Source organism: Hydrogenivirga sp. 128-5-R1-1 (assembly GCF_000171895.1).
In genome coordinates, this window is the sequence record NZ_ABHJ01000229.1 from 1 (window position 1) to 1832 (window position 1832).

Consider the following 1832-nt stretch of genomic DNA (forward strand, 5'->3'; position numbering starts at 1 on the left):
AAAACCCCTTTTAAAATAAAACTACCATTTAAGCCTGCCGGCGACCAGCCAAAAGCTATAAAACAGCTGTATCAAAATCTAAAAGATGGAGTCAAAGAACAGGTTTTACTTGGAGCAACTGGAACCGGAAAAACTATAACTTTTGGTAAGACCATAGAAAAATACGGCAAACCTGCCCTTGTTTTAACCCATAACAAAACACTGGCAGCACAGATTTACAGAGAATTAAAGGAGATATTTCCTGATAATGCTGTTGAGTACTTTGTTTCTTATTATGACTATTACCAGCCAGAGGCTTATCTACCAGAAAAAGATGTTTATATAGAAAAAGACAGCTCAATAAATGATGCAATAGATAGACTTAGACATTCTGCAACAAAAAGCTTAATAGAAAGACCTGATACTATAGTTGTTGCTTCTGTTTCCTGCATATATGGTCTTGGAACACCTGAGTTTTACGAAAAATTAAGACTTCAGCTTTATGTTGGAATGCCTATAGACAGGCAGGAGCTTTTAAGAAGGCTTATAGAGCTACAGTATCAAAGGGACGATTACTCATTTAAGAGGGGAACATTTAGTGTAAAAGGCGATACAGTGGAAGTTTTAGCCTCCCATACTGAAGATACAATTTTAAGAATTGAGTTTTTTGGAGATGAGATAGAAGCTATAACAGAGCTTGACCTTTTTAATAGAAATGTAAAAAGAAAACTTGACAGGACTGTTATATTTCCAGCAAGCCATTATGTAATACCAAAGCCTGATATAGCCGAAGCTGTTAGACAGATACAGATAGACCTTGAAAAAGAAGTGGAAGAATTTAGAAAACTTGGTAAAGAAATAGAGGCTAACAGACTTTGGCAGAGGACAAATTACGATATTGAAATGATACTTGAACTTGGAACATGTAAGGGAATAGAAAACTACTCAAGATATTTTGATGGAAGAAAACCCGGAGAAGCACCTTATACCCTTTTAGATTATTTTCCTGATGATTATTTACTAATAATAGATGAGTCCCACGTTACAATTCCGCAAATAAGGGCAATGTACAATGGAGATAGAAAAAGAAAAGAAAACCTTGTTAAATACGGCTGGAGAATGAAATCTGCGTTTGATAACAGACCTTTAAAATTTGAAGAGTTTTTACAAAAAATAGAAAGAGCAATTTACGTGTCTGCTACTCCATCAGACTGGGAAATAGAAAGAAGCAAAGGAATTATAGTAGAGCAAATCATAAGACCTACAGGACTTTTAGACCCAGAAGTTGTAGTAAAACCAACAGAAGGACAGATAGATGACTTAATTTCTGAAATATGGAATATAAAAGAAAGAAATGAAAGGGCAATAGTTATAACCCTTACAAAAAAAATGGCAGAAAATTTATCAGATTATTTACAGGAAAGAGACATAAAAGCTGTTTATCTTCATTCAGAAATAGATACGATAGAAAGAGCCAAAATTATAAAAGAGCTGAGGGAAGGTATTTATGATGTTGTGGTTGGAGTGAACCTGCTTAGAGAAGGAATAGATATGCCTGAAGTTTCACTTGTTGCTATTTTAGATGCAGATAAGCAAGGATTTTTAAGGTCAACAACAGCCCTTATTCAGATAATAGGAAGGGCAGCAAGAAATGTAAATGGAAGGGCGATTTTATACGCAGATAAAATTACACCTGCAATGGAAAAAGCAATAGAGGAAACAAACAGAAGAAGAAAACTACAGGAAGAATACAATAAAAAACATGGAATTACTCCAAAAACAATAAAAAAGAAATTAAAGACCTTATAAACCTTGAAGAAGTTGGAATAAAATATATGAAGATATACCCGATA

Annotated in this window: 1 protein-coding gene; it reads left to right on the forward strand. The window is 34.1% G+C overall.

Annotated elements, in window-relative coordinates:
• The coding region (gene uvrB, locus HG1285_RS03050) for an excinuclease ABC subunit UvrB (protein WP_008288973.1) at positions 1-1788 on the forward strand (1788 nt) is incomplete at its 5' end.
• Positions 1789-1832 lie beyond the last annotated feature (44 nt).